The 23,908-nt window shown below is 61.3% G+C and carries 20 protein-coding genes and 1 tRNA gene; 11 read left to right on the top strand and 10 right to left on the bottom strand.

Annotated features, from left to right (window positions below):
- Positions 1-237 precede the first annotated feature (237 nt).
- Entirely contained in the window at positions 238-831 is a 594-nt protein-coding gene (locus ACILSO_RS05805) for an SMI1/KNR4 family protein (protein ID WP_395736428.1), read from the bottom strand.
- Positions 832-900: 69 nt separating this feature from the next.
- Complete coding sequence (purB, locus tag ACILSO_RS05800; RefSeq protein ID WP_395736427.1) at positions 901-2,328, bottom strand: adenylosuccinate lyase; 1,428 nt, start codon at positions 2,326-2,328, stop codon at positions 901-903.
- 486 nt (positions 2,329-2,814) lie between these two features.
- Between purB and ACILSO_RS05795 the strand changes: the two genes are divergently transcribed.
- Positions 2,815-3,381, top strand: a complete 567-nt coding sequence (locus ACILSO_RS05795; protein WP_184338467.1) for a response regulator — start codon at positions 2,815-2,817, stop codon at positions 3,379-3,381.
- A gap of 390 nt (positions 3,382-3,771) precedes the next feature.
- Here the strand turns inward: ACILSO_RS05795 and ACILSO_RS05790 are convergent, their stop codons facing one another.
- The 4 genes from ACILSO_RS05790 to ACILSO_RS05775 form a co-directional block, all read right to left on the bottom strand.
- Positions 3,772-4,206: a hypothetical protein gene (locus tag ACILSO_RS05790; RefSeq protein WP_395736426.1), complete on the bottom strand. Its 435-nt coding sequence runs from the start codon at positions 4,204-4,206 to the stop codon at positions 3,772-3,774.
- 354 nt (positions 4,207-4,560) lie between these two features.
- Positions 4,561-5,118 (bottom strand): putative Fe-S cluster assembly protein SufT, encoded by a 558-nt coding sequence (gene sufT, locus ACILSO_RS05785; RefSeq protein WP_395736425.1) that lies wholly within the window; start codon positions 5,116-5,118, stop codon positions 4,561-4,563.
- Between the two features lie 42 nt (positions 5,119-5,160).
- The gene (locus tag ACILSO_RS05780; protein WP_395736424.1) at positions 5,161-5,643 is read right to left on the bottom strand and encodes an iron-sulfur cluster assembly scaffold protein; all 483 of its coding nucleotides are present in this window, start codon (positions 5,641-5,643) and stop codon (positions 5,161-5,163) included.
- A 9-nt stretch (positions 5,644-5,652) separates the two neighbouring features.
- Positions 5,653-6,216, bottom strand: a complete 564-nt coding sequence (locus ACILSO_RS05775; RefSeq protein WP_395736423.1) for a rhodanese-like domain-containing protein — start codon at positions 6,214-6,216, stop codon at positions 5,653-5,655.
- 224 nt (positions 6,217-6,440) lie between these two features.
- Between ACILSO_RS05775 and ACILSO_RS05770 the strand changes: the two genes are divergently transcribed.
- The 9 genes from ACILSO_RS05770 to ACILSO_RS05730 all read left to right on the top strand — a co-directional run bounded on the left by ACILSO_RS05770 (position 6,441) and on the right by ACILSO_RS05730 (position 20,475).
- Positions 6,441-7,406, top strand: a complete 966-nt coding sequence (locus ACILSO_RS05770; protein ID WP_395736422.1) for a BPSS1187 family protein — start codon at positions 6,441-6,443, stop codon at positions 7,404-7,406.
- A 141-nt stretch (positions 7,407-7,547) separates the two neighbouring features.
- Positions 7,548-8,459: a CDP-diacylglycerol--serine O-phosphatidyltransferase gene (gene pssA, locus ACILSO_RS05765; RefSeq protein ID WP_395736421.1), complete on the top strand. Its 912-nt coding sequence runs from the start codon at positions 7,548-7,550 to the stop codon at positions 8,457-8,459.
- A 55-nt stretch (positions 8,460-8,514) separates the two neighbouring features.
- Positions 8,515-9,738, top strand: a complete 1,224-nt coding sequence (locus ACILSO_RS05760; RefSeq protein ID WP_395736420.1) for a hypothetical protein — start codon at positions 8,515-8,517, stop codon at positions 9,736-9,738.
- A 77-nt stretch (positions 9,739-9,815) separates the two neighbouring features.
- On the top strand, positions 9,816-12,815 hold the full coding sequence (locus ACILSO_RS05755) for a PAS domain S-box protein (RefSeq protein ID WP_395736419.1): 3,000 nt from the start codon (positions 9,816-9,818) through the stop codon (positions 12,813-12,815).
- A gap of 86 nt (positions 12,816-12,901) precedes the next feature.
- A complete protein-coding gene (locus tag ACILSO_RS05750) occupies positions 12,902-13,909 on the top strand; it encodes a succinylglutamate desuccinylase/aspartoacylase family protein (protein WP_395736418.1) in 1,008 nt (335 codons plus the stop codon).
- Complete coding sequence (locus tag ACILSO_RS05745) at positions 13,906-15,174, top strand: MFS transporter (RefSeq protein ID WP_395736417.1); 1,269 nt, start codon at positions 13,906-13,908, stop codon at positions 15,172-15,174. The genes ACILSO_RS05750 and ACILSO_RS05745 overlap by 4 nt, the downstream gene beginning before the upstream one ends.
- A gap of 22 nt (positions 15,175-15,196) precedes the next feature.
- Complete coding sequence (locus ACILSO_RS05740) at positions 15,197-17,833, top strand: prolyl oligopeptidase family serine peptidase (RefSeq protein WP_395736416.1); 2,637 nt, start codon at positions 15,197-15,199, stop codon at positions 17,831-17,833.
- A 12-nt stretch (positions 17,834-17,845) separates the two neighbouring features.
- On the top strand, positions 17,846-19,345 hold the full coding sequence (locus ACILSO_RS05735; RefSeq protein WP_395736415.1) for a M81 family metallopeptidase: 1,500 nt from the start codon (positions 17,846-17,848) through the stop codon (positions 19,343-19,345).
- Positions 19,342-20,475, top strand: coding sequence for a mandelate racemase/muconate lactonizing enzyme family protein (locus tag ACILSO_RS05730; RefSeq protein WP_395736414.1), 1,134 nt, complete (start codon positions 19,342-19,344; stop codon positions 20,473-20,475). The genes ACILSO_RS05735 and ACILSO_RS05730 overlap by 4 nt, the downstream gene beginning before the upstream one ends.
- Before the next feature lie 374 nt (positions 20,476-20,849).
- Here ACILSO_RS05730 and ACILSO_RS05725 read toward each other — a convergent pair.
- Positions 20,850-20,922 (bottom strand) — tRNA-Phe (locus ACILSO_RS05725).
- Between the two features lie 74 nt (positions 20,923-20,996).
- Positions 20,997-21,380 (bottom strand): DUF423 domain-containing protein, encoded by a 384-nt coding sequence (locus tag ACILSO_RS05720; protein WP_395736413.1) that lies wholly within the window; start codon positions 21,378-21,380, stop codon positions 20,997-20,999.
- A 218-nt stretch (positions 21,381-21,598) separates the two neighbouring features.
- Between ACILSO_RS05720 and ACILSO_RS05715 the strand changes: the two genes are divergently transcribed.
- Complete coding sequence (locus ACILSO_RS05715) at positions 21,599-22,675, top strand: right-handed parallel beta-helix repeat-containing protein (RefSeq protein ID WP_395736412.1); 1,077 nt, start codon at positions 21,599-21,601, stop codon at positions 22,673-22,675.
- Here the strand turns inward: ACILSO_RS05715 and ACILSO_RS05710 are convergent.
- The gene (locus ACILSO_RS05710; protein WP_395736411.1) at positions 22,660-23,334 is read right to left on the bottom strand and encodes an N-(5'-phosphoribosyl)anthranilate isomerase; all 675 of its coding nucleotides are present in this window, start codon (positions 23,332-23,334) and stop codon (positions 22,660-22,662) included. The two genes, ACILSO_RS05715 and ACILSO_RS05710, sit on opposite strands and share 16 nt — an antisense overlap.
- Entirely contained in the window at positions 23,324-23,905 is a 582-nt protein-coding gene (locus tag ACILSO_RS05705; RefSeq protein WP_395736410.1) for a hypothetical protein, read from the bottom strand. The genes ACILSO_RS05710 and ACILSO_RS05705 overlap by 11 nt, the downstream gene beginning before the upstream one ends.
- Positions 23,906-23,908 lie beyond the last annotated feature (3 nt).

Genomic DNA, 23,908 nt, shown 5'->3' with positions numbered 1-23,908 from the left:
CTAAATTATTCGATGCGCCCCGTCGTTGTCGAGAACATCAAACCATTTTGCTGAGCGCCTTGAGCGTGGCCCCTGGCTAACAGCCGCGCATCTTCAACTCAAGCGTCTCAAAGTGAAACTCGCTCATGGCAGAGCATGCGGGGCAGCGAATGTCCCAATGGCGGGCAAAGTTGATTCTGCAGCCTGGAAGCTGTCGCTGCACCTCGGGGCACTGTGCCAAATACGCCTCTCACGCGGCTAGTGCGACTGCCTGCCCAAATGCAGATCCGCATCTGGGGCAGATCTGCCGGCGCACGCGGCGAGAAAGCTCGCGGCGAGCGGGACGTGCTCGTCCGGCGCCCACCCGAAGCTTCCGGCGTGTGCCCAGACGATGGGAGGTTCATCTGCCGGATCGCGCATATCGAAGAGATAAAATCCGCCGCCGCCATCCATGGCAAATGGCAGGGCAAACGGCATGTACTGGGGGATACGGTACGCCAGCAACATGGCACGCAAGCCGTGAACCGGGTCGGTGGCCGGAAAGAACTGAAACCAGCGGTCGCCGGTGCGGAACTCGCCTCCATTCGACCAGGAGAGAAAATCCAGATAGTCGGCTGGCAGAGCGCCAGCCGGGAACTTCCATCGACGCGGATCGAAGGGAGCATAGCTGGCATAGAGCGGATGAGTGGGCGGGTATGGATTGATCTGTCCAGACCTAATCGCGCTCAACTCTTCCGCCGACAAGGCCACGCCAAAAGTATGCACGAGCAACGAGATCTCATGCTCCCCAGCTCCAGGCACTGGATAAAGCTCTTCAAAGATGCGTGGCCAGTCAGTCACGTGCATAAACATCCTCTAAAAGCAGATAATGTGATGCAGAAGACCTCCAGCGTCTTGAAGATTCCCATCCAAGCTAGGGACTCACAGAATCACCCCCGGCTCATACTTCGCGGCATGGGGAAACTCCTTCTTGATGGCGGCCACCTGGTCGCAGAAGGCGTCCACCTGCTGCGGGGCATCACCGGCGTTTGCTTTGCCGGCATCCACCAGCCGCTGCATGTCTTCGGCGGTGAGGGTCAGGCGCACGTCTTCCACGAGGCGGGTGAGGAGGTCGTTCTCGCGCACCTTGCCGGTGCGCAGGTCCTTGGCGACTTGCACGGCGTGCTCCTTGATGACTTCGTGTGCGGTCTCGCGGCCGGCACCGGCTTTCACGGCTTCCATCATCACGGTGGTGGTGAGGAGGAAAGGCAGGTAGCGCATGAGCTCCTGCTCCACGACGGCATCAAAGACCTCCATCTGATTCAGCACCGTGAGCAGTGTCTCCAGCAGGCCGTCCATGGCGAGGAAAGCGTCTGGCAGCATGACGCGGCGCACCACGGAGCAAGAGACGTCCCCTTCATTCCACTGATCGCCCGCCAGCCCGGAGGCCATGGTGAGGTAGCCTTTGAGGATCACGTGCAGGCCGTTGATGCGCTCGCAGGAGCGGCTGTTCATCTTGTGCGGCATGGCGGAGGAGCCCACCTGCCCTTTGGCAAAGCCTTCGCTGGCCAGTTCCTGCCCGGCCATGAGGCGCAGCGTGCGTGCAAAGCTGGAAGGGCCGCTGGCCAGCTGGCAAAGGGACGCGACCACCTGCAGGTCCAGGCTGCGCGGGTACACCTGACCCACCGCATTGAAGGCCGCGGGCATGCCGAGGTGCTTCAGGATGCTGCTCTCCAGCTCCGCCGCTTTTTTCGCGTCTCCATTAAAGAGAGTGATCTGATCCAGCCGGGTGCCCACGGCACCCTTCAGCCCACGGGCGGGGTAGCTGGCAATGAGATGCTGCAGGTCACCAAAGGCCACGAGCAGCTCCTCGCCAAACATCGCCAGGCGCTTGCCCAGGGTGGTCACCTGCGCGGCAACATTGTGCGTGCGGGCGGTCAGCGGAATGTCCCGCGTTTCCTTGGCACGGCGCGCCAGACCCGCGAGTGCGGCCACGCATTTAGACCGGATCTCAAGAAGCGCGCGGAAAACCTGAAGTTGCTCCACGTTCTCAGTAAGGTCGCGGCTGGTCATGCCTTTATGAAGGTGCTCGTGTCCCGCGAGGTCGCAGAATTCCTCGATGCGTGCCTTCACGTCATGCCGCGTCACGCGCTCGCGCTCCATGATGGAGGCCACGTTCACCTGATCCTTCACCTTCTCATAAGCTTCGATCACCCCATCCGGCACCGGAATGCCGAGATCGCGCTGGCCTTTCAAAACTGCGATCCAGTAATCGCGCTCCAGTCTCACTTTTCCCTCGGGCGACCACAGGGCGCGCATGGAAGAGGTGGCGTAACGTTCGGCAAGGACATTGGGGATGGAATCAGACATGGGAGGGTTTCTCTAGGCCATCTGCGGCGGCTTGGCAAATGGGTGGGTGGGGTTTGCGGTGCTCTTGCTGGTTTGCAGTCGCGACGGGCTGCTTGCATCCCCTCATTGAGACAAAAACAACCATGGCCCGGGCGTGCGCGTAACTCTTTGGAATACAAACATTCATTGTAGACTCCATGGAGAATCACACAAACCTATGGACTGGCTCTATTCGGCACGCTGGTTCTGTGGGTTCTGGCTTGATGCCAGTTGTATGAAATTCTTCAGGATTTCCGAAGTTTTTTAGTTCGCATGCACTTTTGATTTGCAATTGTGGCTACAAATCGCAAATCTATCAATTATCTCGAACCACACATTTAGCTGAACGCCGATAATTCCCTTGTAATAATAGAAATTATAAACGAGCATTGTGAATAACCTTCCAACGCGACTCAATTTCGATTTTTGAAAAGACGATTCTAGGCAACACGACACCCACCTCACCTTATGGCCGACCTAGCAACACCCGAACTCATGACCGTGAAAGAGACGGCGGAATACCTCCGCATCCCTCTTCCCACAGTCTACTACCTCGTACAGCGCGGCCAGTTGCCTGCGGTGCAAATCGGTGGCCGCTGGCGCATCAAACGCAGTCTGCTCGATCGTGACGTGCTGCGCAAGGAAGACGAAGCCGGACAGCCTACCGTGATGGTGGTGGATGATGATCCCGCGCTCCAGGCGCTCTTCAAACAGTTCCTCAAGAAGGCGGGTTTCGGCCGCCTTGTGGTCGGCACCGGCGCGGAAGCCATCGCCATGGCCAAGAAGCAGAAGTTTGACTTCGTCTTCCTGGACCTCAAGCTTCCGGACGTACCTGGAGACGAAGTTTATTCCCAGCTCAAGGCCCTGTATCCGGACCTTCCCATCGTGGTGATCACCGGCTACCCTGACAGCGAAATCCTCAGCCGCATCCTCGGCCACGGCCCCGTGACCGTGATCAAGAAGCCGATCGAGTACGACCAGCTCAATCTGGCGGTGAAACAGCTCGGCCACAAAGGTGCCGAAGCCGCCGTCTGAGTCTAATTGATCGATTTCAGACACAGACAGCCAGTCGCTCTGCGATTCCCCAATTCGAAAGCCCCGTCAGCATCCCTGGCGGGGCTTTTGTTTGGACGTGGGGCGCTTTTGTCGCAGGTCGGCCGTGTTGGGCGTCGAGGGCGCTCGCAAGCTGCCTCGCTCACTCCGCCAAACCGCCCGACTGCGAGAATGTTCGTCCGCTGATGCGATTGGAGCACGGCCCTAGACGGGTGGGCGGGCGCCACACCCATCCCACGACCGGTGTCAACGCGGAGCAGCCCCAGCCCGCAGCTGCGCCGCAACCGTACAGCTTCAAATCATCCCCAGCTTCATCTTTCCTTCGATGCTGATCATGCCCTGGTCCCACGCACCCCCAGATATGTCCTTGGACTACGGCGCTACGTTCAATCCCTCCAGGCCAGCAAGCACCCGCTGCTTTTGATCGAAGCTCAGGAATGCATCCGCTTTCAGCATGACTGCTGCGGCGGTATGGGTGATGTCATAAGCACGCGAACCCGTGGTGAGCGTGTGGACAACGCTGATCCTGCGGCAGGCTTCCCAGTGCAGGTCCGAGTCCAAAGGCGCGGCTATGAGGATGCCTTGCAGCAGATCACTTTCGATTTCGGACAAGGCTCGCTTCAGCTCTGTTGACGTGATGCGCCCGCGATAGCAGGCAAGACGCAAGGCATTTTCCGTCTCAAACCGCAGTGCTCCAGTCAACAAGATCGGCTCAGCATTGGCCGCCATCCATGCACGAGCTGCCGGCGTGTTGACGTCCACACCATAAAGCGACACAAGAAAGCTGGCGTCCGCAGTGACGGTCATGCCTCGCCACGGTTTTCATTCACAATGTCTCTAAGGTCACGGTCTGGCACTGAAGCCAGAGGCGCAAACCGGCGCGCAAAAAGCTCGCTTCGGCTGCTGGCTGCCGGAAACGACGGCGAAGAAGCCTCAAGCCTGTCATCGCCCAGAGCTAGTGCAAGACTGTCGCGCAGAAGCCGCTCGAGGCGTGATGCTTTGGAGGGATCAAGGCGTTGCAGCGCAAGATCGATTTCCAGGGCCAGTGAACTCATGTCCTGAGTATCCCTGTGCGCGCTTGAATTGTCAACGGTGGGTGGGTGCGTCCGAAGTCAGGCGCCAGCCGGAGGCCAGCCTCAGCTGCGGCGCAACTGGGCGGCTTCAAATCATCCCCAGCTTCATCTTTCCTTCGATGCTGATCATGCCCTGGTTCCACGCGGGGTCCCAGACAAGTTCCACGGCAGCGTCGTCCATGTCTTCGATGGTCATGATGCGGCTCTGCGCATCCGCGGCGATCGTCGGCCCCATGCCGCAGCCGGGGGCGGTGAGGGTCATCTTCACGGTGGCTTTGTTTTTGCCTTCCGCATCGGTGTCCACCTTGCAGTCATAGACGAGCCCCAGATCCACGATGTTGACCGGGATTTCCGGGTCATAGACGTTTTTGAGCTGGTTCCACACCTGGCCTTCGAGATCGCTCACGTCCGCAGGAATGTTGGAAGAGGTGCTGTCCTGCTCCTTCTTGCTTGCTTCCGGGTCGATACCCAGGGCATCCACGTCAGCCGCCTGAATGCGTGCCAGACCAAAGTCCGTGGCCACGGTGTAGGTGCCGCCGAGCGACTGCGTGATGATGACCTTCATGCCGAGCGGCAGCTTGATCAGATCGCCACTCGGAATCTGGACGGCATCGACTTCGCGTTTGAGTTCAAGGGAGGAATGCATTTGAGGAAAGGAGGATGAGGAAGGATAAAGGCTGAAGCCGGACTAGGATGTCAGAACGATTTTGATTTTGCCCTGCGTCTTGCCAGCGGCACTGAGGGCATCTGCAAGAGTGCCGGATTGATCGACAGCCATGGGCGCGGCGGAAGCAGGCGCGGCCTTCTGTTCGGCTTCCAGCGCAGCACGCAGCGCGCCTTCCACCATCTGGCCGCAGTGAATCTTCATGGGTGGCAGCGGGCCGAGGGGCTTGCTGAGTTCTTCGGCGGAAAGGGACAGAGCTTCTTCCTTGGTTTTGCCACGAATCAACTCGGTCGCGATGCTGGCGACGGCGATGGCGGTCTGGCAGCCGAAGCTCTGGAAGCTGGCTTTGTCGATGACCTTTCTGCCGTCCTTCTCTTTGTATTTGATCCAAAGCCGCACCATGTCGCCACAGTCGGGGCTGCCCACCGTGCCCACGGCATCGGCGTCAGGCATTTCGCCGAGATTCTGGGTGTCCGTGAGGGCTTGCTGGAGGGCGGCTTCGTCCATGATTGTGGTTCAGTCTTCGATTTCGATACGATAGCGCGGCAGGCTTGGATCAACCTGCGTGCTGTAGGCGTCGATCCCGCCTGTGAGGCATTTCGTTTCCGCGAAGCCGTGCCCGATGAAATACGCCGCGGCATCCAGAGAGCGCGATCCGGTGTGGTCGTAGAGCACGAGAGTCTTTGTTTTGTCGCCGTTGGTAAAGATGTCCTGCACCAGCTCCTGGGTGAGCAGCCGTGCCCCCGGCAGCTTCACCGCCTCATGCTCCTCTCGGGTGCGCACGTCCAGCAGCGCCAGGTCGGGCATGTTGCGCAGCAGCACTTCCAGTTCCTGCGGAGAGATCTGCAGCGAGGCATCCCCCTTGTGGCTTTCCTGAATGTGCGCCACGGCCTCCGCCACAGGGATGTTTTCATTCCGCTCGCACACCTGCGCCAGCGTCTCTCCCGGCTGAAAGCCGCAGCTTTTGCAGCCGCCGATGTGATAACGCGCAAACAACGCCCTCTGCGCCCCAGGGTAGGCCTGGAGCACCTGGCTCATGGTCATGTCGCCGGTCAGTGGCGGAAGGTCAGCAGTGGGCATGGTGGAAAGGATGCCATAACGGCAAAACCACCCAATGCAAGTGGGAGGGGGTAAAGGAAGAGACCGGAGAAGCGACACGCCCGATCGGACTTCCCCCCGCCACCCCCGCTCTTTGCTCATTGCCCGCACTGTGCCCCCGCTTAGCGTGGGGCATGGCTCCCTCCCGACGTCGTCTGGTTCTTTCCTGCCTATGGCTTCTCGCCCTGGCTTCAGCTCCCTGGTGCATGGCGCAAAGGTCCCGTGTCACCGACGGCGTGACTCACACGCTTTTCAAGCCCAGCGCCATTCATCCCGATGTGGATCCCAAATTCGACGAGCCGCACTGGGTGTATGTGCAGCGGGACATCGTGGTGCAGCACAATCCCATGCTGCCTGCGGACCGGCATCAGCTGCTGCTCTTCATTCCCGGCACCAAGCCGGCGAACCAAAAGGAACTGGAGCCGGGAACGGTGCGTGTTTACGCCTCACATGCCTTCTGCCTCACGGCGGCCTCGCTGGGGTATCACGTCATCTCCTTGAGCTATCCCAACAGCATCTCCGCCTCCGCCTGCAACAAGGAGGAAGACCCCGAAGCATTCGAAAAGTTTCGCCTTAGCATCATTCAGGGCGGCACTTCCCCCTTCATCTCCGTCAATCGCGCAAACAGCATCGAGAACCGGCTCATCGAGCTTCTCGGCCTGCTTGCCAAACGCTATCCTCAGGAGGACTGGGGCGCTTACAGAAATGACGACGGCACGCCGAAGTGGGAAAAGATCGCCGTGGCCGGCCAGTCCCAGGGCGGCGGGCATGCGGCCCTCATTGGCATTCACCATAAAGTGGCCCGTGTTCTCTGTTTTGGAGCGCCCAAAGACTTCAGCGTGGCTTTGCAAAAACCCGCGGCCTGGTATCTCCGGCCCGCGGCCACGCCTGCCAGCGCCTGCTTTGCCTTCAATCACGATCAAGACCGTCAGGGGTGCACTCCCGCGCAGCAGATCGCCAATCTCAAAGCGCTCAAGCTCGATCAGTTTGGCCCGCCCACCTCGGTGGATGGCGCCGCCGCGCCTTACGGCGGCTCACACATCCTCATGACGAACCACCCTGGCACCAAGGTGGACTCCCTCACCGCTCACGGCACCATGCTCAGCCCGAAAAACAAAGAACGCTATATCGAGGCATGGAAATACATGCTCACGGCGGAGACGGAGAAGTGAGCCTGCTCAGACCGCTCCGCAGAATACGAAGAACCGGAGTCTGAACCAGCTCCGTATACTCAGTGCATTCCATGCACCCTGGCCCTCCCCTGAGCCAGCATCTAGCATTCGACATTCGCCATTCTGCATTCACCTTGTCCCATGTCTCCCGATCAAGAGCCACGCATCCCCGTCCTGCCCACAATGATGACGGCGGGAAACATTCTCTGCGGTTTCGTTGCCATCCTGGAGATTTTCGACGGCCGTCATCTGGCGATGAACACGGTCCCAAACCATTACCAGCATTACCACTACGCCATTGTTTTCATCCTGCTGGCCTGTCTGTTTGATGCACTGGACGGTCGCGTGGCCCGCATGGGCGGCACGGAGAGCCCCTTTGGCCGGGAGCTGGACTCCCTGGCGGACATCGTCTCTTTCGGGGTGGCGCCCGCGCTGCTGGTGCATGACATCGTGCTGAAAGAGATCGACACACCCAAAGGTCTCGGCTGGCTGATCTCCTGCGTGTATCTGGTGTGCGGAGCCATGCGTCTGGCGCGGTTCAACTGCCTTGCCGCAGCGGACGTGAAGTGCAGCATGAAGGGTTTCCGCGGCTGCCCCATCCCGGCGGCGGCGGGTGTCATTTCCTCATTGACGCTCCTCATCATCTGGCTGGACAGCACGGAGCGCGAGATCGGAAACTGGAAGTACGCTCTCGCCGGCCTCATGGCCCTGCTCTCCTACCTCATGGTCAGCAGCCTGGAATACCCCAGCTTCAAGGCGGTGAACTGGCGCACCAAGCGCTCCTTCCACTGGGTGCTCATCAGCATTTTCGTCGTCGCCTTCACCGTGATGAACTGGCACTGGATGCCCGCCGTGCTGTTTGTGAGCTATTTGCTCTATGGTCTGGCGCGCCCATGGGTTTCGCGCAAATGGCGGCAGGAGATCGAGATCGAAGCGGAAACACTGGAGATCGACCCCGGTTTGGAAACGCTGGCGCTCAACGGCACGGACGCCGACGCCGAAGACGATGCCAGCAGGCAGCGCCCCGGCAGCGACACTACCGTGCAGATTTAAACATTTTCGTTTCGCGCAGCGCAGGGACTGTGTATTTGAGGGTTTCCCCAACCCCATGGCAGATTTTTACCAGCACGCTCGCGTGCCCACACTCCACCACCTGGCTCACGGCGACAGCTCTGCACGTGAAGCCGAGATGCAGGACTGGGCCGCAGACAAGCCGGTGGCGCTTCTCCTGCCCGCCCTCTATGCCGAGTGCGAACGCCCTGCCCTGCCCCGTATTTTGGAGGAAGTCTCGCAGGCCGGACACATCTCGGAGGTGGTCCTGAGCATGAACGGCATGAACGCCGCCGAGCATGAGCGCGCGCTGGTCCTCATCCGCCAGAACCTCCGTGGAAAGAAAGCGCACGTGCTCTGGAATGACGGCCCGCAGCTCACGCAGGTGTATCACCGCATGGACGAGGCCGGCCTGGCCGGGCCGCATGCCGGCAAAGGCTCCAACATCTGGATGGGCATTGCCTTCCTGCATGCGCGCCGGTTTGAAGGCAACATCGTCAGTCACGACACGGACATCCTGAATTACAGCCGGGACATTCTCTGGCGTCTCTGCTACCCGCTGCTGCACCCGCGCATGGGCTACCGGTTTGCCAAAGGCTACTACAGCCGCGTCTCAGACCGCCTCTATGGCCGCGTCACCCGCCTGCTCATCTTCCCGCTCATCCAGGCCTGCCGGGATGTGCTGGGCAGCAAGCCCCTGCTCGAATACCTTGACAGCTTCCGTTATCCTCTCTCCGGCGAATTTGCCGCGGACATGCAGTCTCTGGAGCACTTCTGCCTGCCGGGAGGCTGGGGGCTGGAGATCGCCATTCTTTGCGAATCCTTCCGTCATCTGCCGTGTGAAAAACAGTGTCAGGTGGATCTTGGCTTCCACTTTGAGCACCGGCACCGCAGCCTGGCCCACGATCAGATCGGTGTGAATGAACCCGGCCTCATCAGCGCTGCGGCCGATGTGGCGCGCTGCCTTGCGTTCCAGGTTTTGCGTGAAGCCGAGCCCCGCTCTGCCGAGAGCCTCATGCGGCTCATCATTGAGCGCTACCGCCCGCGTGCCGCCGAGTGGCTGCAGCGCTACGAGCACGTGGCGCTGCTCAATGGTCTGCGGCATGATCCAGCGGAGGAAAGTGCTGCCGTCACGGCTTTCGGCCAGGCGCTGGACCGCCTGCTGCACAGCATGGGAAATGACACGCTGCACGTCCCTGCCCTGCGGGACACACCTTTCCGCACTCTGGCAAAGATTCCCGGCCTCGCCGAAGAGATCGTGGCCAGCTGCGTCACCCTCTGAGCATCAAGCCAAGGAGCTTGCTTAGATGTTCGGCAGTGGCTAGAGTCGACCCGCTAAACTCGGTGAACGTCTTTTCCATGAAGAAACCTCCCCAGACTGCATCCGCCAGACGCAAAGCCACGGCCGCGGCTGGATCTTTTCCCGGGGAAAACGCCGCACCTCCCACCAGTGAACAGTTCGCCCAGCTCTACAATCATGTGGATGCCGCGCTCTTCAGCCTCGCGGTGGAGCCGCGGCAGCAGCTGCGCCTGGTCTTTGCCAACACTTGCTTTCTTGCGACTGCCAGCCTGAAGACCGGGCAGGTCTTGGGCAGGAAGCTGGACGAATTCCTCCAGGAGCCCGCCTGCACCCGCGTGCTCAAGCACTGCCGCCAGGCCATTCGCACACGCCACACTGTGCGCTGGGACGAGACATGTGTGATCGGCTCGGAAATCAAATACGGCAAGATTTCTGTCACCCCCGTGATGGACGGCTCGGGACGTGTGACCCACCTGTCCGGCAGCATCAATGACATCACCAAGCGCCGGCGGTCGGAGATCGCCCTGCATGAGAGCGAGGAGCGATACCGCCGCATCGTGCAGACTGCCGTCGAAGGCATCTGGACCATCGATGCCGACGCCCTGACGGACTACGTCAATCCCAAGATGGCGCAGATGATGGGGTACAAGGAAAAGGAAATGATCGGCCGCCCGATCAGCGATTTCCTCGACGATGAAGGCAAAGCGCTGCTGGAATATCACCTCAGAAACCGCAGGAACGGCATCTCTGCACAGTTTGAATTCAAATACATCCGCAAGGACGGCTCCGCCCTGTGGGCCTACGTTTCCACCAACCCCATTCACAACAGCCAGGGCGTCTACGTCGGCGCGCTGGCCCTGCTGACAGACATCACCGCAAGCCGGGCTGCCGAAGAAAGCAAGCGCGAGAGCGATGCGCAGTTCCGCGCCGTCTTTGAGCAGGCCGCCATCGGCGTGGCTTTGATCGACAGCAACACGGGCCGCTTCATCAACGTCAATCAACGCGCCTGCGACATCACCCGGTTGAACTGCAAAAAAATGACCGGCTTCACCTTCGCCGACATCATTCATCCCGAAGACCTGCAGGCCAACGTGAACCACATGCAGAGCCTCAAGGCCGGGCTGCTGCAGACCTTCACCATTGAGCAGCGCCTCCTCCACAAGGATCGCAGCGTCACCTGGGTTGCACTCACGGTCTCTCCCCTCTGGAAAAAAGGCGACCCGCCCTCACGGCACATCGCCATCATGAAGGACATCACCCAGCGCAAAATCACCGAGCAAAAGCTCTCCCGCACCACCGAGCTGCTGGAGCGCACCGGGGAGATGGCGAAGATCGGGGGCTGGGAGCTGGACGTGCAAACGCAGACGCTCTTTTGGTCCCTCGAAACCTGCCGCCTGTTCGAGATCGACTCTGCCAGCGCTCCCTCTCTTGCGCAGGCGATTCAGTTTTACGCCCCGCAGGCGCAGCCGCTCATCCGTGCGGCGGTGAAAGAAGCGATCGACCATGGCAAATCCTACGAGCTGGAACTTCCTGTCATCACAGCCAAAGGCCGTCACTTCTGGGCGCGTTCTCAAGGCACCGCCGTCCGGCGCCATGGCAAGACCGTCAAGCTCATCGGCACGTTTCAGGACATCACCGAGCACAAGAAGGCGGAGCAGGACTTGATCGAAAGCGAGGTGCGCTTCCGTGCCGTCTTTGAGCAGGCCGTCGTCGGTGTGGGACTCATTGATTTTGCGACCGGCCGTTTTGTGGACGTCAACAAGCGCTACTGCACCATCACCGGCAGATCCCGCAAGGAGATGCTCAAGATCAGCTTCGAGGAGATCACCTTTCCGGATGACCGCGCCAGGAGCTGGAACCTGCACGCACAGCTCAAGGAGAGCAAATCTCCGGAATTCCAATGGGAGAAGCGCTATGTGCGCCCGGACGGCTCCGTCGTCTGGGTGAACCTCAACGCCTCGCTGCTCAGCACCATGAGCGGACGCCCCAACCAGGTGCTCGCCATGGTGGAGGACATCACCCGCCGAAAGCTTGCCGAGGCCAACTTCAGGCGCGAGCAGGCCTTCAATGAAATCCTGGCCAGCCACACCTCCGCCATCATCATCCTGCTGGACCGTCACGGCCGCCTCATTCACATGAACGAGGCCACGCTGCAGATGCTCGGCTTCAAGCGGAACGATCTGGTGGGCAAGCTGCCCCCCTGGGAGTCCAAGTTCATGGATGCCGCGGAAAAGTCCCGCTCCCAAAAACGCTTCCGCGAGATGCTCAACGGCAAGAACATCCCCACCAGCGAGGTCACTCTCATTGGCAAGGACCGCAAGCGCCACATCGTCGCCCTTTCAAGCATCATCACCAAGACTCCCGAAGGCGTCGTAGACCGCATCATTGTCACCGGCACAGACCTCACGGAGCGCTATCGCCTGCAAAAAGAGATCCTTAAAATCTCGGAGCAGGAGCAGGCGCGCATCGGCCACAATCTTCATGACGGCGTCGGTCAGACGATGACCGGCGTTTCCAGCCTGATCGAGGCCTTGGAACACGAGCTTTCTGGCGAGCAGCGCGAGAGCGCCTCCCGCATCCATCACCTCATGAAGGATGCCATTCAGGAAGTCCGCCACATGTCCCACAGCCTTTCGCCTGCCTCCGTGAAAAACCGCGGGCTCGTCGGTGCTCTTCATCTTCTGGCGGATACCATCCGCACCAATCACCGCACTGCATGCTCCTGCGAGATCGATTCCGACATCCGGATTGAGGACGCGGAGAAGGAGACGCACATCTACCGCATCGCGCAGGAAGCCGCCAACAACGCCCTGCGCCACGGCCACCCCAGCAGGATCAAGCTTTCCCTGCAGCGCCGCGGGGACCTCGAAGCCGTGCTCAAGATCGAGGACAATGGCACCGGAATCCGCAAGAACACGACGGAAAATGGGGGCATCGGCCTCCGCGTCATGCATTATCGTGCCGATCTCATCGACGGCAGCCTCACCCTCAAATCCCGCCCCCGCGGTGGTGTCAGTGTGATCTGCCGCTTCCCCTACAAAGGCGTGAAGCACGTCTGATTTTCTCATCGGTGCCGTGGCAGGCTGCGGGGCCACGATGGCAAATTAGTTCGTGAGGTGCCGCTCCCTGGCAGCGTAGGTGTTTCATGGTCATCACCTCCCTCGATTTCGGCAAACAGGGCAAGCAGCAGGGCTTTTTGCAAGTGCCCTACTCCCACAACCTCGGCGGCTGGGCCAATGTGATGATCCCCATCACCGTCGTCTCCCGCGGCAAAGGCCCGACCGTGCTCGTGCTGGGGGGCAATCATGGGGACGAGTACCAGGGCCAGATCGCCGCCATGAATCTCGCACGCGAACTCACCCCTGAAAAAGTCACGGGCCGCATCATCCTCATTCCCTCGCTGAACCTGCCCGCGGCACGTGCCGCCACGCGCCTCTCTCCGCTTGATGGCATGAACATGAACCGCGCCTTTCCTGGCGAAGCCGAAGGCCCGGTCACCAGCCAGATTGCGCATTACCTGCGCACCGTTCTGTTTCCGCTCAGCGATGTCGTCATCGACATGCACTCCGGCGGGCGCAGCATGGAGTTTGTGCCCTGCGCGCACATGCACCTGGTGCCGGACCGCGAGCAGCGCGCGCGCATGTTTGCCGCCATGCTCGCCTGGGGCACCGAGTTCTGTTTCATCTACGCGGACATCGCTGGTACAGGCCTGCTGCCGGTGGAGGCGGAGAACCAGGGGAAGCTCGTCGTCACCACCGAACTCGGCGGAGGCGAATGCATTCCCGCCAGCGTGCATCGCATCACGCAGGGCGGCTTGAAGAATGTGCTCATTCATGTGGGCGCGCTCAAAGGTCGTGTGCTGCCGCGCAAAGCGCCCGCCATCATCACGCAGGCCACCAATCGTGAAGACTACATCCTCGCGCCGGAGTCAGGCATCTTTGAAATCACCGTGGATCTCGGGGCGAAGGTCAGGAAAGGCCAGACTGTCGGCTGCATCCACCACATGGAGCGGCCTGACCGTGCGCCGGAACCCATCCTCGCGCAGAGCGCCGGCTATTTGATCACCATGCGTGCGCCCTGCCTGACGCAGCAGGGCGACTGCGTGGCAGTGATCGCCAGACAAGTCAGCGAACGTGAAGTGCTGCGCGCATGAATCCCGCACCATCGCGCCCCGTTCCACCGCAGGCTGCGAAGAGCGCCATGATGCTCGTCGCGTTCATGTGGTTCGCGTATTTCCTCAACTACTGCGACCGCCAGGCCGTCTTCTCGATGTTCCCTGCGCTGAAGACAGGGCTTCAAATGAGCGATCAGCAGCTCGGCCTCGTTGGCGCGATGTTTCTCTGGGTCTATGCCGTCGGCTGCCCGGTGTCCGGCTACCTGGGAGACCGCTTCTCCAAGCGGCTGCTGGTGGTGCTCAGTCTCGTCGTGTGGAGCCTCGTCACGGTCGGCACCGGTCTTGTCGCCTCGGGTGCGGCTCTGCTGGCCATGCGTGCGGCCATGGGTGTTTCGGAGTCTCTCTACATGTCCAGCGCTGTGGCGCTCACGGCCGCAGCCTACCCTGCGGCACGCCGCTCGCGTGCGGTGTCCGTGCTCATGACGGGGCAGATCGCAGGAACCGTGGCTGGAAGCTGGTTTGGCGGCTGGATGGCGGACCGCGGGGAATGGCGCGTGGCCTTCTTTGCGCTCGGTGCGGTCGGCGTGCTGTATGCCCTGCCTTACTTCGCCTTCCTCCGCCGCGTGGAAGAACCACGCGCGGAAGAGACCTCGGCGGCAAAGGGCCTCACCTTCAGCGCCCTCCTGCGGTCGGGCACCTTCCTGCTGCTGTGCCTCGTCTTCCCCGTGTTCGTCTTCGGCATCTGGCTGCTTTATGGCTGGCTGCCCGTTTTTCTGCACGACAAATTCCACCTCAATCAGGCAGACGCCGCCTTCAATGCCACCGTCTTCCTGCAAACGGCCACCTTTGCCGGAGTGATCGGCGGCGGCATGATCGCAGACGCGCTCTACCACCGCACCCAGTCCGCCCGCTTCTGGCTCATGGTGTGCGGCCTCGTGCTTTCCGCCCCCTGCATCCATGCGCTGGGCAACAGCGACACGCTCCTCGCCACCCGCATCGCCGCGACAGGCTTTGGACTCTTCAGCGGACTTTTCATCGCGAACATCTTTCCCGCCACCTTCGACATCATCGCCTCCTCCGCCCGCGCCACTGCCGTCGGCATGCTGAACTTCTTTGGCGCCATCACCTCCGGCTTCGCCACGCTTTTCGGCGGCATGTGGAAGCAGACGCTTGGCATTGACCGCATGCTTTCCTTCACCGCGCTGGCTTACCTCCTGGCAGGTGCCGCCCTTGTCGCTGGCATCAAAACCTGGGTCAGGCGCGACCTCGCCTCCAAACTGGAACCCCGACTGCAGAATGAGTAAACACACTCCTCATTTGAAACCGATGAGCCCCCTTCTCTCCTTCATCGCCCTCCTGCTGACGCAGGCTGGCGCGCTGTTCGCCGAGCCGCAGGACATCGCCTTCAAGTCCTCGCTTGATGGCACGGAGCAGCGCTATGTGGAGCTGCTGCCGGAGTCCTATGAATACCTGCTGGCCTGCGATGCCGTGATCGCGCTTCATGGCCATGGCTCCGACCGCTGGCAGTTCATCAAGGATCCGCGTGGTGAATGCAAAGGACTGCGCGATGTGGCGGAGAAGTTTGGACTCATCCTCGTCTCGCCCGACTACCGCGCGAGGACTTCGTGGATGGGACCTGCGGCAGAGGCGGATGTGGTGCAGATCATCAGCGAAGTGAAACGGAGGCACCATGTGAACCGCGTGTTCATCGCCGGAGGATCCATGGGTGGCACGGCGGCGCTGACTTTTGCGGCGCTGCATCCAGATCTTGTGGCAGGGGTATGCAGCCTCAATGGCACGGCCAATCTGCTGGAGTATGAAAAGTTTCAGGACGCACGCACCGCTTCCTACGGCGGCTCCAAGACTGAAAAGCCCGAGGAGTATCAGAAGCGCAGTGCTGAACTCTGGCCGGAGAAGTTCACCATGCCCGTGGCATTCACGACTGGAGGCAAGGACGACGTCGTTCCACCGCAGAGCGTGCTGCGGCTGGCGGAAACCTTGCGGCTGGGCAAACGCAAGGTGCTCAGCATCCACCGTGAGGCGGGCGGGCACTCGACGACTTACGAAGACACCGTCACCGCCATGGAATACGTGCTGCGTGAAGCAGGCGCACTGACCTTCGAGCAGAAAGGGCTGCTGGCGGTGCGGCTGTCCACCGCGCCCGTGCTGGGACGTTCTGAAATCGAGCGCGAGCGGATCAGCGGAGACATCGGCGTATTCTCGGCGGGAGTGGAGCGCGCGCTGTCCTTCGACACCGGCTTCTCACCAGCGGACATCACGCTCATCGAACGCGCCGTTGAGCGGGACGCAGAACGCATGGCATCCAAAGATGCGCCTTGGGCCGCCAAGAAGGGAAAAGTCATTCGCGGTTTCATCTCCGCCATCGACGGCTCCACGCAGCCTTATGGCGTGATCATCCCAAAAAAATACGACGGCAGCAAACCCATGCGCCTCGATGTCGTGCTGCACGGCAGCTCCAAACCCGTTGGCATGAGCGAGCTCAAGTTCATCAGCCGTTTTGATGAAGGCGACGAAGACAAAGGCAATGCGCCTGACGTGGACTACATTGAGCTGCATCCGCTGGGCCGGGTGGAAAACTGCTACCGCTGGGCGGGCGAGACGGATGTGTTTGAGGCGATCGAAGCCGTGTGCAAAAACTACAAGATCGACCGCAGCCGCATCGTGCTGCGCGGCATGTCCATGGGCGCATCGGGCACCTGGCACCTCGGCCTGAAGCACCCGGACCGCTTCGTCGCCATCGGGCCGTATTGCGGCTACGTGGACACGCACCGCTTCTCCGAAACGCCCATCCCAGGCTTCGTCAAAGTCGGTCCGCTGCCGCCGCACCAGGAGATGGGACTGCACATGCTCGACTCCGTGGACTATGCAGCCAATGCCGCCATGGTGCCTGAGATCGCCTGCATCGGCGACAAGGATGTTTTCTTCCAGGCGCACGTCATCATGGGCGAGGCGTTTGCAAAGGAAGGCGTTCCCTTCACCAATCTCATCTCCCAGGGCACGGGGCATGTCATCGAGCCCAAGACTCATGCCGAGCAGATGCGCCGCATCGGTGAATACGCCGCCAAAGGTCTCGATCACGATCCGCAGCAGCTTCGCTTCGTGACGTGGACGCTGAAATACAACCGCTGCCACTGGCTGGAAATCCTGAAGCTGGGCAGGCACTACGAGCGCGCTGAATTCCGCGCCAGCATCACCGTAGACGGCATGCGTGTGAGCGAGGCGCGCAACATCACGCGCTTTGCGATTCATCGTCCAGTGGGAACGCTGAGCATCGATGGCGTGGAGATCCCGCTCCCCGCGCAGCCGGAAGGCAGCGCCCTCGTCTTCACTCATTCCGGCGGCGCGTGGCGTTGCGAGGGTGTGCGAGAGCAGGTGGAACTCACGGGCAAACAACCCGGCCTGCAAGGCCCCATCGACGATGCCTTCACCACGCCCTTCCTCTGCGTGCGTGGCACCGGTCAGTCATGGAATGCGGCGGTGAACACGTGGGCGCATGCGGAGCTGAAGCGCTTCGAATACGAATGGGCGCGCTACATGCGTGGCAGCCTGCCCGTGAAGGACGACACCGATGTAACGGAGCAGGACCTCCGCGAAAAGAACCTCATCCTCTTTGGAGATCCCGGCAGCAATTCATGGATTGGCAAGGCGCTGCCCCAGCTTCCAGTGACGTGGACCCGCGACGAAGTCCGCCTGGGCGCGGAGGTGCAGTCGGCGCGGGATCATGCCCCGGCCTTCATCACCGCCAGTCCGCTGGCGAAAGGACGCTACCTCGTCATCAACAGCGGCCACACCTTCCATGAGAAAGAGTTTGCCGCCTTCAACTACCTGCTCTTCCCACGTCTCGGAGACTGGGCGGTCATCAAGGTGGGTGCTGAAGGAAAAACCGTCCTGGCCGGATACTTTGATGAAGACTGGCGGAAGGCTGGCGCAATTGGACCGTAGAATAGCTCTCCCATGCCCCGAATCCTCATCGCTGAATGCAAACAGGAAGTCTCCACCTTCAATCCCCACCTGAGCGGATACGATGACTTCACGCTCCGCCACGGGCAGTCGATTCTTGATTATCACCGTCAGGTACGCAGCGAGGTGGGCGGCGCGCTGAGCGTGTTCGATTCCACGCCGGGCGTGGAGCTGGTACCCACCTGCAGCGCCCACTTCATCACCTCGGGAGGCACGCTGGCAGACGCGGCATTTGAGCGCATCGCGGAGGAGATTCTCTCCAGCATTCGTGCCGCTCCGCCAGTGGACGGCATTTACTTTTCCCTGCATGGCGCGATGGCCACTCAGAGCGTGAATGATCCCGAAGGCTGGCTGCTCAAGGAGACGCGCAAGATCGTCGGCGAGAAAGTGCCCATCGTCATCTCGCTCGATCTGCATGGCATCCTCACTGAGCTGATGCTGGAGCAGAGCGATGCGGCTGTGGCTTTTCACACCTATCCGCATGTGGATTTCTTCAGCACTGGCGAACGTTCTGCACGGCTGCTTCTCCGCATCCTGGCAGGCGAGGTAAAACCCGTCACCGCCATGGTGCGTGTGCCCGCGCTGGTGCGCGGCGATGAATTGATCACCGCCTCGGGCTCCATTCGCCACGCGGTGAATGCAGCGATGGAGATCGAGCAAAGCGCGGGCGGGCTCTCCGCGGCGATGATGTGGGGCAATCCCTTCACGGACGTGCCAGCGCTCGCCTCGAACAGTTTTGTGGTCGCCAACAACGACCCAGCCTATGCCGAGCGCGAGGCCCTGCGCATCGCTGGTTTGTTTTGGGAACATCATGAGAAGATGCAGGTCCCTCTCACCAGCCTTGAGGATGCCGCGCAGCAGACCATCGCGAATGACCACGGCACCGTCGTGCTCGTGGATGCGGCGGATGCCACCAGCTCCGGCGCTTCGGGAGACAGCAATGCGATCCTGCGTGCGCTGCTTGATGCAGGCTATGCAGGCACCGCCTTGATTCCCATCGTGGATGCTGCGGCGGTGGAGGCGGCGTTTCGTGCCGGAATAGGCCAGGAGATCAGCACCACGGTCGGCGGCGCTTTGGATCCCGCACGCTTCACACCACTGCCCATCACCGGGCGCGTGCGCATGCTCTCAGACGGCTGGTTTCACAGCGAGACCACGCGTGAGCTGTGGCAGGCCGGAAACACCGCGGTGATCCAGGCGGGCGGCATCACGCTCATCGTCACCAGCCGCGCCGTGAGCCTCTATGATCGCGCACTGTTTTACGCACATGGCTGCGATCCGCAGCACTTTGGCGCCGTGGTCGTAAAGTCGCCGCAATGCGAGCGGCACATGTTCAAAGACTGGGCCGCACGCTACATTGATGTGGATGCGCCAGGCTCCACCAGCGCCAATCTTCGCAGCCTCGGCCACACCCGCTGCGCGCGGCCGATGTTTCCGCTCGACTCCGAAGTCCCCTTTCAACCCCAAGCCCGACTGTTCCAACGCCATCCATGAAAATCCGAGAAATCCGCTGCGCAGGTTTGCGCGGAGCCACCCCTGAAGGCGGCTGGAGCAATGAGCTCCGGCCCGAAGACTGTGTCCACACCCTCATCGCCGTGCATACGGACGAAGGAGCGGTGGGCCTGGGCAGTGTGTTCACCAATGATGCGCTCGTACGCTCCGCACTGGCCGTGCTGGAGCCGCTGTATCGTGGTGAAAACGCACTGGAGCCCGAGCGCGTGAGCGAAAAGCTGCACCAAAACATGTTCTGGCTCGGTCGCGGCGGCTCCATCACGCATACCATCAGCGGCATCGATATCGCGCTGTGGGATCTTCTTGGCAAAGCCACCGGACAACCTGTGGGGCGACTGCTGGGCGGGCGCTATCGCGAACGCGTGCAGCCCTATGCCTCTCTGCTCATGGACGAGCCGGAGAAGCTGCGTGATCACCTTCTGCAAGTGAAAGCCCAGGGCTTCCGCGCCTTCAAGATCGGCTGGGGGCCCTTTGGCAGGCGCAGCGCGGCCATGGATGAAGCCATCGTCCATGCCGCCCGTGAAGCCGTGGGGCCGGACAACAAGCTCATGGTCGATGCCGGCGGCAGCGATGCGCACTGGACCAACGGCTACAAGTGGGCGCTCAACACCGCCAAGATGCTTTCCGATTACGACGTGCACTGGTTTGAAGAAGCGCTCACGCCCGACTCGCTCGAAGACTTCGCCAAACTTCGTGAGCACTCGCCCGTGCCGATCAGCGGCGGCGAAGTCCTCACCCGCCGCCAGGCTTTCCAGCCCTTCCTCGAAGCGCGCGCCTTCGACATCATCCAGCCCGACGTCACCAAGGTCGGCGGCATCAGCGAAGAACGCCGCATCGCCTGGATGGCGCAGGAGCATGGCGTGCAGTTCATCCCGCACGGGTGGAACACCGCCGTCGGCCTCGCCGCGGATCTCCATCTCGCCTCCGCCTTCCCAGGCACCGATCTCGTCGAATACCTCACCGGCTCGCCGTTCATCGATGAAATCACCCTCGGCGGCTGGAAACTCGATGAGGATGGGATGCTCGCAATTCCGACGACACCTGGTTTGGGATTGGAGCTGAATCCAGAAGCGGTGGAGAAGTATACGGGAGGAGAGAGGTTGCTGGGGTGAGGTGAGGAATTCTGTGTCGATTTGTGTCTGATAAGAGCACGTGTGCAAACGCGGTTCTCCCTCTCCCCGCCCCTGGAAAACGATGACACCTGATTCTTCCTTCGGGGAGAGGGTTGGGGTGAGGGGTCAAGGCTAGACCTCGCAGGCCTTGTGTGCCCCCTCACCCGTCCTCTCCCCCCAGGTGATTCTGGGCGATGCCAAATCATCGAGGGGGAGAGGGGATTCGCGTTTGAGCACGCGAGGACAAATTTGGATGAAGGATACTAAATGTTTAAAGACGCTCGGTTAGCCCCTGGATACTCCACACGACTACGCAGTGATGCACTTGGTTGCCTCCTCGGCTTATCCTCCACCTCTTATCATCTGTTAAGAGGTGGCTCGGGACGGAATCGAACCGCCGACACGGGGATTTTCAATCCCCTGCTCTACCGACTGAGCTACCGAGCCTCTGTTTGAAGGGCCGGTATAGGAGCAAGCTCCGAACATGACGCAACGTGTTTTTCACATGTCTTGCAGATTGATCACGCCGGCTGTTTTCCCTTGGCCGACATGGCGATGAGAACCCAGCCGGTCATCAAGCTCAATCCACCGAAGGGAGTGATGGCTCCCAGCTTGGTGATGCCAGTGTAGGCAAGCAGGTAAAGCGAGCCGCTGAAGAGAAGAATGCCCGCGAAAAACAGGCGCCACGCCCAGATCATGAGCGGTCGGGTGCCTGCCAGAAGCGCCAGCAGAAGCAGCACCACCGCATGTGGCAGGTGATACTGCACCGCTGTTTCCCAGTTGGCGATTTTTCCGATGCCCACCAGCTTGTCATGCACAGGCCCATGCGCCCCCGAAGCTCCAAGCACGATGGAGAGGAAGCCCATGAGGGCGGAGATGCGGAGGCGGAGAGGATCGGGTTGCATAAAAAAGATAGGCGGGACTGCTGCTGAGCCGCACAGAACGGGAAACACAACCGCTGGCAGCCCAAAGGATACGAGGCCTATCAATGACGCTTGCCCGCTTTTGCACAAGCCCCGTCTTTTCCACTCCAAACACAGCACGACTGCCGGCCCCTGCGGCAGCCTGCTTTCAGGTCCAGATACAGCCGCACCTCCGGTCTGATGCGAATCTCAGGCAAACCATGATACGCGAAGTGCTCTGGAAATCCCCTGCTGCAAAGCCTGCCTTGCTCTGCCTCGCGCTGGCGCTGGGACTGGGACCCGCAACATCCAGCGTGGCGGAGCAGCGCCAGTCCCTTCGCGTGCCGCCCGCAGAAGGCGGCGCCGGCATCAACAAAGCACTGGCCGCACTTCAGAAAACGGGTGGCGAAGTGGTGCTCGCCTCCGGCACCTACGTCATCAGTTCGCCGGTCATCATCCATTCCGACAACATCACCCTGCGCGGTGCGGGGCCCTCCACGCTTCTCAGGCTGGCATCCAGGGCCAACTGCCCGGTGGTGGTCATCGGCGATGAAGCCAATGCACCCAGGCACACTGTGCGCGGTGTCTGCGTGGCAGACCTCCGCATCGATGGCAACCGGGCGCAGCAGCAGGGCGAATGCTGGAATGGCGTGTGCGACACCGGCCCCTCCACCGCCATCCGCAGCTCCGGCGTGGTCATTCGCCGGGCACGGGACATCCTCGTGCTGCGTGTCTCCGCCAGCCATTGCCGCTCCGGCGGCATGGTCACGGAGAAGGTGTGCCGACGGCTCGTGGTGCAGGAGTTCTCCGCCAGTGACAATGAATTCGACGGCCTGGCCTGCTACGAAACCGAGCGCAGCCAGTTCACCGGCCTGGATCTGCACCACAACAAAAGCGCGGGCATCTCCACGGACATCCACTTCGACCACAACACCTTCTTCAACGTCCGCATGTTTCACGACGGCAGCCATGGCATCTTCATGCGCAACTCCAGCGAAAACACCTTCGAGAATCTGGAGGTGCGGCACAGCGGCCGTGCAGGCATCTTTGTGGATCAGGTGGACAAAGGCAGCCGCACCGGCTCCGTGGGCAACCATTTCACGAAGGTGCAGGTCACCGCATCCGGCGGCCCCGGCTTTCAGGTCAATGCCACGAGCTGCAAGAACACGGTTTTGACCCACTCCCTGCTGGTGGACAATTCCGTGGGCGTGTGGGAGGCGGCGCCAAAACTGGTGCAGCAGGAAGACGTGGTCGTGAAAGGCAGGGGCGGCCGCGTGCAGGCTCAGCCCGGGCGCTGAGTCTCCACCGCCCAGCCTTCCCGCGCTTCCGCGATGAATTTCGCGACCTGCAGCAGATCCTTGCTGCCCGGCATGGACTCCACGCCGCTGGCCACATCCACGGCCACCGGGCGCGTCTGCTGCACCGCCTGTTTCACATTGTCCGCATTCAGTCCGCCGGAGAGCAGGATCTTTTTCCCGGGAAACATCTCCTTTGCCCGCACCGCCAGCTCCCAGGGAAAGGCGTGCCCGCCGCCGCCGTAGGTGCCGGGGTTGTAGGCATCCAGCAGGATCGACTCACAGGGAAACTCGCCGATTTTTTCCAGCGATGCCGCATCGCGCACCTGCAGCGCCTTGATGACATGGACACCGCGCTGCATCACGCGCTCCACATCGCGCGGAGTTTCATCGCCATGCAGTTGCAGCGTCTGAAAAAGCCCGCTGGAAATGGCAGCGTCCAGCTGGGCATCATCCGCATTCACCAGCACGGCCACGAGCGTGTTTTTCGCCGCCACGTTTGCCAGCGAATTCACTGCGACATCCAGCGGCATGTGGCGCTTGGACTTGGGCCACAGATTGATCCCCACCGCATCCGCGCCGAGGGCAAACAAAACGGCGGCCTGCTGCGGCGCGGTGATGCCGCAGATTTTGATGCTGAGACGCTCGGGATCAGGAAACATTCGTGGAAGGAGTGAAGGGTGGGGAAAGCGACGGAGGAAAGGCCAGGCCGCCCTGGCGCTCTGGCAGCAGCGTGGAAGTCACGGAGAGCAGTACATCCAGCTTTGGCGGCAGCGGCATGCTGCCGCGCACGCGCACATCCCGCTGCAGTTCCTGAAACTTCATCGCATCTCCCGGCTGAATGAGGAAGACCACGGGCGGCGAGGCATGCACCCCCTTGTGCACCATGGGGTAGGCCTTGCTCAGCAGGCGGTCCAGCATGTCTCCCGCCATGTCTGGCAGAGGCAGCGAGAAAAGGAAGAGCGAATACTCGCGCTGCAGCGCCAGCTCAAAGGCGCGCTCGCCGCTGGGCGCGTCATCCACCTCGCACAGGCGGAAGGCCATCAGCGCCTCGCGGATCACGCGCCGGTAGGGCAGGCTTTCCTCCGCCAGCAGCACGCGGGGAATGGCGGGCGCAGCAGGGGGCGCCGGGACGGAAAAGGGGGCGGAGGCGGCGCCCATCACAGCGGCGTCAACGAGGACACTTTTGCTCGCCTCATCGGGACTCGAGACCGGGTAAACTCTTCGTTTCATGAA

Origin of the sequence: Prosthecobacter sp. (assembly GCF_044226605.1) — a bacterium.
Lineage (GTDB): Bacteria > Verrucomicrobiota > Verrucomicrobiia > Verrucomicrobiales > Verrucomicrobiaceae > Prosthecobacter.
Note: the sequence above shows the minus strand (reverse complement) of the source record. Positions and strands in the feature narration are given on the sequence as shown.

Bases quoted from the DNA above. Each gene is read 5' to 3' on its own strand.
- ACILSO_RS05805 (WP_395736428.1), bottom strand. From the start codon at position 831: ATGTTTATGCACGTGACTGACTGGCCACGCATCTTTGAAGAGCTTTAT.
- purB (WP_395736427.1), bottom strand. From the start codon at position 2,328: ATGTCTGATTCCATCCCCAATGTCCTTGCCGAACGTTACGCCACCTCT.
- ACILSO_RS05795 (WP_184338467.1), top strand. From the start codon at position 2,815: ATGGCCGACCTAGCAACACCCGAACTCATGACCGTGAAAGAGACGGCG.
- ACILSO_RS05790 (WP_395736426.1), bottom strand. From the start codon at position 4,206: ATGACCGTCACTGCGGACGCCAGCTTTCTTGTGTCGCTTTATGGTGTG.
- sufT (WP_395736425.1), bottom strand. From the start codon at position 5,118: ATGCATTCCTCCCTTGAACTCAAACGCGAAGTCGATGCCGTCCAGATT.
- ACILSO_RS05780 (WP_395736424.1), bottom strand. From the start codon at position 5,643: ATGGACGAAGCCGCCCTCCAGCAAGCCCTCACGGACACCCAGAATCTC.
- ACILSO_RS05775 (WP_395736423.1), bottom strand. From the start codon at position 6,216: ATGCCCACTGCTGACCTTCCGCCACTGACCGGCGACATGACCATGAGC.
- ACILSO_RS05770 (WP_395736422.1), top strand. From the start codon at position 6,441: ATGGCGCAAAGGTCCCGTGTCACCGACGGCGTGACTCACACGCTTTTC.
- pssA (WP_395736421.1), top strand. From the start codon at position 7,548: ATGTCTCCCGATCAAGAGCCACGCATCCCCGTCCTGCCCACAATGATG.
- ACILSO_RS05760 (WP_395736420.1), top strand. From the start codon at position 8,515: ATGGCAGATTTTTACCAGCACGCTCGCGTGCCCACACTCCACCACCTG.
- ACILSO_RS05755 (WP_395736419.1), top strand. From the start codon at position 9,816: ATGAAGAAACCTCCCCAGACTGCATCCGCCAGACGCAAAGCCACGGCC.
- ACILSO_RS05750 (WP_395736418.1), top strand. From the start codon at position 12,902: ATGGTCATCACCTCCCTCGATTTCGGCAAACAGGGCAAGCAGCAGGGC.
- ACILSO_RS05745 (WP_395736417.1), top strand. From the start codon at position 13,906: ATGAATCCCGCACCATCGCGCCCCGTTCCACCGCAGGCTGCGAAGAGC.
- ACILSO_RS05740 (WP_395736416.1), top strand. From the start codon at position 15,197: ATGAGCCCCCTTCTCTCCTTCATCGCCCTCCTGCTGACGCAGGCTGGC.
- ACILSO_RS05735 (WP_395736415.1), top strand. From the start codon at position 17,846: ATGCCCCGAATCCTCATCGCTGAATGCAAACAGGAAGTCTCCACCTTC.
- ACILSO_RS05730 (WP_395736414.1), top strand. From the start codon at position 19,342: ATGAAAATCCGAGAAATCCGCTGCGCAGGTTTGCGCGGAGCCACCCCT.
- ACILSO_RS05720 (WP_395736413.1), bottom strand. From the start codon at position 21,380: ATGCAACCCGATCCTCTCCGCCTCCGCATCTCCGCCCTCATGGGCTTC.
- ACILSO_RS05715 (WP_395736412.1), top strand. From the start codon at position 21,599: ATGATACGCGAAGTGCTCTGGAAATCCCCTGCTGCAAAGCCTGCCTTG.
- ACILSO_RS05710 (WP_395736411.1), bottom strand. From the start codon at position 23,334: ATGTTTCCTGATCCCGAGCGTCTCAGCATCAAAATCTGCGGCATCACC.
- ACILSO_RS05705 (WP_395736410.1), bottom strand. From the start codon at position 23,905: ATGAAACGAAGAGTTTACCCGGTCTCGAGTCCCGATGAGGCGAGCAAA.